The organism is Paenibacillus allorhizosphaerae (assembly GCF_042659105.1).
In the GTDB taxonomy this organism is placed as follows: Bacteria; Bacillota; Bacilli; order Paenibacillales; family NBRC-103111; genus Paenibacillus_G; species Paenibacillus_G allorhizosphaerae.
The window spans coordinates 203,969-210,209 of sequence record NZ_JBHSRV010000009.1 but is presented as its reverse complement, the minus strand read 5'-3'; the positions used below and the strand labels follow the sequence as shown (position 1 = coordinate 210,209).

The 6,241-nt window shown below is 50.5% G+C and carries 6 protein-coding genes and 12 tRNA genes; 15 read left to right on the top strand and 3 right to left on the bottom strand.

All coding sequences use genetic code 11. The features are described 5' to 3' along the window. Nucleotides 1-41 precede the first annotated feature (41 nt). The 13 genes from ACFQI7_RS27345 to ACFQI7_RS27285 all read left to right on the top strand — a co-directional run bounded on the left by ACFQI7_RS27345 (nt 42) and on the right by ACFQI7_RS27285 (nt 2,117). Nucleotides 42-118: transfer RNA gene (locus ACFQI7_RS27345), tRNA-Asp, on the top strand. A 77-nt stretch (nt 119-195) separates the two neighbouring features. Beyond that, nucleotides 196-271, top strand: a tRNA-Phe gene (locus ACFQI7_RS27340). A 5-nt stretch (nt 272-276) separates the two neighbouring features. Next, nucleotides 277-352: transfer RNA gene (locus tag ACFQI7_RS27335), tRNA-Thr, on the top strand. 13 nt (nt 353-365) lie between these two features. Continuing rightward, nucleotides 366-451 (top strand) — tRNA-Tyr (locus ACFQI7_RS27330). An 8-nt stretch (nt 452-459) separates the two neighbouring features. Beyond that, nucleotides 460-533 (top strand) — tRNA-Trp (locus tag ACFQI7_RS27325). Between the two features lie 13 nt (nt 534-546). Continuing rightward, a tRNA-His gene (locus ACFQI7_RS27320) sits at nt 547-622 on the top strand. A gap of 16 nt (nt 623-638) precedes the next feature. Beyond that, nucleotides 639-710, top strand: a tRNA-Gln gene (locus ACFQI7_RS27315). Between the two features lie 8 nt (nt 711-718). Further along, a tRNA-Gly gene (locus ACFQI7_RS27310) sits at nt 719-793 on the top strand. Between the two features lie 5 nt (nt 794-798). Then, nucleotides 799-872, top strand: a tRNA-Cys gene (locus tag ACFQI7_RS27305). A 9-nt stretch (nt 873-881) separates the two neighbouring features. After that, nucleotides 882-970, top strand: a tRNA-Leu gene (locus ACFQI7_RS27300). A 20-nt stretch (nt 971-990) separates the two neighbouring features. Then, a tRNA-Arg gene (locus tag ACFQI7_RS27295) sits at nt 991-1,067 on the top strand. Nucleotides 1,068-1,070: 3 nt separating this feature from the next. Beyond that, a tRNA-Leu gene (locus ACFQI7_RS27290) sits at nt 1,071-1,150 on the top strand. A gap of 340 nt (nt 1,151-1,490) precedes the next feature. Beyond that, a complete protein-coding gene (locus ACFQI7_RS27285; protein ID WP_218103534.1) occupies nt 1,491-2,117 on the top strand; it encodes an SGNH/GDSL hydrolase family protein in 627 nt (208 codons plus the stop codon). Nucleotides 2,118-2,357: 240 nt separating this feature from the next. Here ACFQI7_RS27285 and ACFQI7_RS27280 read toward each other — a convergent pair whose 3' ends face one another. Further along, nucleotides 2,358-3,008, bottom strand: coding sequence for a polysaccharide deacetylase family protein (locus ACFQI7_RS27280; protein ID WP_230415802.1), 651 nt, complete (start codon nt 3,006-3,008; stop codon nt 2,358-2,360). 35 nt (nt 3,009-3,043) lie between these two features. On the opposite strand from ACFQI7_RS27280, the gene ACFQI7_RS27275 reads away from it, so the two are divergent. Next, nucleotides 3,044-3,262, top strand: a complete 219-nt coding sequence (locus tag ACFQI7_RS27275) for a hypothetical protein (protein ID WP_230415799.1) — start codon at nt 3,044-3,046, stop codon at nt 3,260-3,262. A gap of 260 nt (nt 3,263-3,522) precedes the next feature. Here the strand turns inward: ACFQI7_RS27275 and ACFQI7_RS27270 are convergent, their stop codons facing one another. Both ACFQI7_RS27270 and glpX read right to left on the bottom strand, forming a co-directional pair. Then, nucleotides 3,523-4,344, bottom strand: coding sequence for a sulfite exporter TauE/SafE family protein (locus ACFQI7_RS27270; protein ID WP_218103532.1), 822 nt, complete (start codon nt 4,342-4,344; stop codon nt 3,523-3,525). Between the two features lie 79 nt (nt 4,345-4,423). Next, nucleotides 4,424-5,395 (bottom strand): class II fructose-bisphosphatase, encoded by a 972-nt coding sequence (gene glpX / locus ACFQI7_RS27265; protein ID WP_218103531.1) that lies wholly within the window; start codon nt 5,393-5,395, stop codon nt 4,424-4,426. Between the two features lie 199 nt (nt 5,396-5,594). Here glpX and ACFQI7_RS27260 point away from each other — a divergent pair, with 199 nt between their 5' ends. After that, nucleotides 5,595-6,221 (top strand): helix-turn-helix transcriptional regulator, encoded by a 627-nt coding sequence (locus ACFQI7_RS27260; protein ID WP_218100811.1) that lies wholly within the window; start codon nt 5,595-5,597, stop codon nt 6,219-6,221. Nucleotides 6,222-6,241: the final 20 nt, after the last annotated feature.

Genomic DNA, 6,241 nt, shown 5'->3' with positions numbered 1-6,241 from the left:
CAGGTTCAAATCCTGCCCCCGCAACCAATTTTACTTAGTGTGGAGCCGTGGTGTAGAGGCCTAACATGCCTGCCTGTCACGCAGGAGACCGCGGGTTCGAATCCCGTCGGCTCCGCCATTATTTTTTTACTGAAATAAACGAGAATCTAATGGTTCATCGAACAAGTTTACAAAACGTACAAAATGTATTATAATGGCTCGGTAGCTCAGTCGGTAGAGCAGAGGACTGAAAATCCTCGTGTCGGCGGTTCGATTCCGTCCCGAGCCACCACTTACGCCGCTGTAGCTCAATTGGTAGAGCAACTGACTTGTAATCAGTAGGTTGGGGGTTCAAGTCCTCTCGGCGGCACCAGTTAATTTCATATGGAGGCTTAGCGAAGTGGCCAAACGCAGCAGACTGTAAATCTGTTCTCTGACGAGTTCGGTGGTTCGAATCCATCAGCCTCCACCATTAATTATAGGGGCATAGTTTAAAGGTAGAACAAAGGTCTCCAAAACCTTTGGTGTGGGTTCGATTCCTGCTGCCCCTGCCAATCACATATTATGGCGGTCGTGGCGAAGTGGTTAACGCATCGGTTTGTGGATCCGACATTCGAGGGTTCAATTCCCTTCGACCGCCCCATAATTTTTACTAGCATTGGGGATTAGCCAAGCGGTAAGGCAACGGACTTTGACTCCGTCATGCCTAGGTTCGAATCCTAGATCCCCAGTTTTATATGCGGAAGTGGCTCAGGGGTAGAGCATCGCCTTGCCAAGGCGAGGGTCGCGGGTTCGAATCCCGTCTTCCGCTCCAACGATGGCGCCATAGCCAAGTGGTAAGGCAGAGCTCTGCAAAAGCTTTACCCCCAGTTCGAGTCTGGGTGGCGCCTCCAACTTTTTACGCCGGAGTGGCGGAATCGGCAGACGCACAGGACTTAAAATCCTGCGGTAGGTGACTACCGTACCAGTTCAAGTCTGGTCTTCGGCACCACTCCAACAACTTTATAATGTGTGCCCTTAGCTCAGCTGGATAGAGCGTTTGACTACGAATCAAAAGGTCAGGAGTTCGAATCTCTTAGGGCACGCCACTAGCCGGTATGGCGGAATTGGCAGACGCGCGCGACTCAAAATCGTGAGGGAAACCGTGTGGGTTCGAGTCCCTCTACCGGCATCAAAAAAGAGTTTACGAAGTTTACTTCGTAGGCTCTTTTTTTGTAGATTTTGTCGTGTGTCTGCCGAAAAGATGATTGGATCAAGCGAGGTCATGGACCCTATGGACAAATGAACGAAATTTTAAGCACGATGAAGGCCAAGTTAGTTAATGAACTCAACACTTGCGAAAACATAAAACTGTTTGTTCCCAAATGAACACTTGTGAAAGGATAAAATTTACTTGTTCTATATCATAAAATTAAAAGAAACAATATACAAAAGCTGGAACATCTAGTATCTTACATAGAAGAGTGTGAATTTTACATGCAATAAAATTTCCGGCAAAGGAGCAAGCACAAGTGACGAAAATTGAGGATCAAGCCGTTGTCCTTTTTCAGGGCGACAGTATTACCGATTGCGGGCGCAATCGCGAAACCGGTGCCGATCTCGGGAGAGGCTATGCGCTCATGGCGGCAGGATTATTTCAGAGCAAGTATCCGGAAAAACAGGTCAAGTTCATCAACCGCGGAATTAGCGGCAATCGCGTAAAGGACTTGCAAGGTCGTTGGCAGCAAGACTGTATCGATTTAAAGCCGACGTGGGTATCGATTTATATTGGCATTAACGATACATGGCGGCGTTACGACCGGAACGACCCGACTTCGACGGAAGCCTATGCTGCAGGATACCGGGATCTAATCGTGCAGACGAAAGAAAAGCTTGATGCTAAGCTTATTCTTGTGGAGCCGTTTGTTTTGCCGGTGCCGGAAGACCGGAAGAACTGGAGAGAAGATTTGGATCCTAAAATCAACGTTGTACGTGAGCTTGCAAGAGAATTTAACACTTTGTATGTGCCGCTTGATGGATTATTCGCGCAAGCAAGTACGCAAGCGGCACCGGCTTATTGGGCTCCGGATGGCGTGCATCCGTCTCCGGCAGGACATGCGCTCATCGCAAAGGCTTGGCTGGATGCCGTAAAGGCGTAAATTTGAATCACCTACATCAAAAGGAACACAAATCCATAGTGGATTGTGTTCCTTTTTCGATACGCGGTATTGCACAAACTTCATTAGTACGGCTCCCAGTAAGAGTCTAGCGTTATTCCAAAGAAATTCGTGCCCTCCTGATGCTCGTTGCAATCGCACGCTACGATCAGATCGTATACTTCGACGAGTCGAATCTAAGGGTGAGCAAGCTTATTGGTGTGGTAGCCTTATCTTGCATTATTACATTTGCTTAGGCACTTGAAGCAGCTCAGGCAAAGTAACGAGCTTGTAGCCGCGGCTTTTCAACGTTTTTATGACCGTTGGGAGAGCAGAGACGGTGCCTGCCAAGTTTTGCCCCGGGCCGCCACCGCTATGCTGCAGTATGATGGAGCCTGAATGCGCATGGTCCAAAATATTTGAGCTGACGCGGGAGGCATCAAGCTGCTTCCAGTCCAGCGAATCGACGTTCCAGTTGACGATGGTAAACCCGCTGTCGGACGCCCATAGCAGTTGGCTTTCGCTTATTTCCCCATAAGGCGGACGAAGCAACTTCGGGGTGTACCCGATTAAGCTTTTCAGCACTTTTTGCGTATCGAGCACTTGATCGCGAAACACATCGTCCGATAGCTTCGTAAAGAGCTTATGGTTATAAGAATGATTTCCGATCACATGACCTTCTCTTACGATTCTTTTGACGACATCAGGGTGCTTGGACGCTTGTGCGCCTAATAAGAAGAAGGTAGCGCGGACGTTATGTTTTTTTAAAATGTCGAGCACTTGCGGCGTAAAGGTACTATCCGGCGCGTCGTCAAACGTCAATGCTACCGTATTCGATCGGGAAGAGCCATGCAACCGCAGGCGGTCCGGATATTTTCTTACGAGCTGTGACAAGGTAAGCCGTTTGGTTTGGCTTGTTGAAGCAGCCGATGGGGAAGAAGCGCGTTCCTTTGGTTTGGGCTTCGGTTTTTCCGGCGGCTTCGGCGGCGGCACGGGAGCCGGTTGCGCTGGCGCGTTATTTTGCGCCGGCGGTGGGTTTGACGGTGCAGCTTCAGGAGCAGGAACAGGAACAGGATCATTATGAGGCTGAATGCCTGTCGATCGTTTTCCCGGATCCAGTTCCGGCGGCAGCGGTGATGCAGGATTAGGCTGTACAGCGTTCGGGGCAACCTGCGGCGGCTGCGGCTGCGGCTGAGCCGATTTGGGTGATGCGGAGGAACAGGAGCATAGGATGCATGTTAATAATGCTGTATAAAAAAGAACCGTAAACGTACGCTTGTTCATTCCATCAACTCCCCTTTCGCCCATGGATCGATGGGGTTAGTGTTGGATGAAAGGGAGTATTTTATCCAAATTCACGTTGAAAGAAACGAACAAATGCACAGATGACGGTTCCTGTCTCGCGCGATCAGGAAGAGATGTAAAGTCCTTCCCAGATCATTTTGATAGAAACGACGACAAACGTAATGCGAAGCACCCATAATAATTTTTTGCTGCTGAGCCGACTGGCGATTTGGGCACCAAGCCATCCGCCGATCAGAGCGCTTGGAGCCAGGCCAAGGACCATCCACAAATCCACTTCACCTAGGCTGAGATGCGTAAAGCTGCCCATGATGGAAGACAGCAAAATAACAAACATAGAGGTGGCCGTGGCCACATGAGGCGGATAACGGAACAAAAGCACCATGACCGGAACGAAGAGCGATCCTCCGCCGATTCCGAACAGCCCGGAAATAAAGCCGACGGCCAGACCGGTTGCCAGTGCAGGCAGCACGCTGTAGCCGTATTGAAACGTGCGGCCGCTGCCGTCCGTGTATGTACGTTCGATGCTCCATTTGATGTTCAGCGGTTTCATATAATCACGCAGCACGAGCAAAATCGCCATCAGCAGCATAAAGAACCCGAAACTGAGCTGAAACGACTTGGCGTTAACGAATTGTGTCGTATAGGATCCCAGCATCGCACCGGGGCCGCAAGTAATAAAATAAAGCCAACCGCTCTTGAAATCGACGCGTTTCTGCTTGAAGAAGGCCATCGTCGATGAAAGTGCGGTAAAGATCAGGACGGCCAGCGAGGTGCCGACAGCCGTAGCTACGGATATGTGTTCCCCCAGAAAAAACGGTCCGAGGTAAACGAGCGCAGGTACAATAATAATACCGCCGCCGAGTCCGACCAAACTGCCGAAAGTGGCGGCGATCAGACCGACTGCGGTATAGAATAAAAAGCTCATGCTGATAACCTTCTTCCGTGTCATATTTAATACACATAAATATTAACACAGTTCACCGGATTATCAATCCCTAGTAAGCTTATGCGGTTTCGTTGATATAAGTTTTATTAGGTAAATAATGAATGGACTTAATAAACCGGATTGTGCGCGTTTTGGCTCTCATCACAATCGAATGCGTTTCTGCGCGAAGATCGGAAAAAATGCGCACGCCGTCCACAATCTCTCCTGGAGTAATGCCGGTCGCGGCGAAGATGACATCATCCGTTCCGACCATTTCATCCATCGTTAAAATTTTACGAGGATCCTCGAGACCCATATCGAGGCACCGCTGATATTCCTCCTCGTTAGCCGGCAGAAGCCGTCCTTGCAGCTCCCCGCCCAAACAGCGCAGCGCCGCCGCGGCGAGTACGCCTTCCGGGGCACCGCCGGAGCCGACATACATATCAATCCCGGACTCGGAGAGGGCGGGGGCCATCGCGCCGGCAACGTCTCCGTCGGTCAGCAGCTTGATTCTTACGCCGACGCTGCGCAGCGTTTCGATCTGTTCCCGGTGACGGTCCCGGTCGAGAATCATTACGGTCATGTTGTTGAGCGGCTTGCCGAGCAGTTCGGCCGCACGGCGCAGTGTAGTCTCCAGCGGATCGCTCAGGTTCAGTTTGCCGGCCAGCGCCGGTCCTACAGCCAGCTTCTCCATATACATGTCAGGAGCATGCAGCAGATTTCCTTTATTGGCGATCGCAATGACGGCCAGGGCGTTGTTTAACCCTTTGGCCACGAGTTCCGTTCCTTCCAGCGGATCGACGGCCACGTCGACTTCCGGCCCCTGACCGTTGCCTACCTGCTCCCCGATATAGAGCATCGGCGCTTCGTCCATTTCGCCTTCGCCGATTACGACGGTTCCGCGGATTGAAACGGAGTCGAACATCGTCCGCATCGCCGATGTAGCCGCCCCGTCGGCTTCATGTTTATTTCCGCGGCCCATCCACTTGGCTGCAGACAATGCGGCCAGCTCCGTAACCCGTACAAATTCCAGTGCCAATTCTCGTTCCATGCTACTGATTCCTCCAGTAATATGCAATATATAATTTAATATATCATACTAATTAATTATATAATGTGCAATAATTAAATTATCCGTATTTATATCAACGATTCTGAAAAAAAGTATGGTACAATGTTTAAAATGACACGCGCAACTTGATTATGAAGAGGGAAGGGAGTGAACGGTCATCGAGCTTAGTGCGCGTCAACTGCATATTGTCGAGCTTGTAAAAGCAAACGCTCCCATTACGGGGGAGCAAATCGCAGAGTTGCTCGGCTTAAGTCGGCCTACACTCCGATCCGATTTGGCGCTTCTGGTTATGCTGGGGCTGGTCGATGCGAAACCGAAAGTAGGGTATACGCCCGGTTCGGCGGTAACGCCCGGATCGATTGCCGCTCAGCATTTGCAACAAATCAAAGTTAAAGACGTGCAGTCTATGGCAGTAGTGATCCGGGAGCAGTCTTCCGTGCACGACGCGGTTGTACAGCTGTTCATGGAGGATGTGGGCAGTTTGGTAGCCGTCGATGACGAAGGCTGCATGACAGGCGTTATTTCCCGGAAAGACTTGTTAAAGTTTACGCTCGGCAATACGAATGCGGCGGCTATGCCCGTAAGTATGGTGATGACCCGCGAACCGAACGTGATCCACGCGTCGCCGGAGGAGTCGGTTATCGATGCCGCACGCAAAATGATTAACCATCAGGTAGATAGTTTGCCTGTCGTTGTCATTTCCAAGTGCAGCCAGGCAGACGGACGAAAGCGCTTTGATGTTGTCGGGCGCGTAACGAAAACGATTATGACGAAAATATTGCTTGATCTGGCGATCAAGGGCTAATAGATAGAAAGGGAGCAAAA

Excerpts from the sequence above, each read along its gene's own strand:
- ACFQI7_RS27275 (WP_230415799.1), top strand. The coding sequence starts at position 3,044 with ATGGGGAAGAAGCGCGTTCCTTTGGTTTGGGCTTCGGTTTTTCCGGCG.
- ACFQI7_RS27270 (WP_218103532.1), bottom strand. The coding sequence starts at position 4,344 with ATGAGCTTTTTATTCTATACCGCAGTCGGTCTGATCGCCGCCACTTTC.
- glpX (WP_218103531.1), bottom strand. The coding sequence starts at position 5,395 with ATGGAACGAGAATTGGCACTGGAATTTGTACGGGTTACGGAGCTGGCC.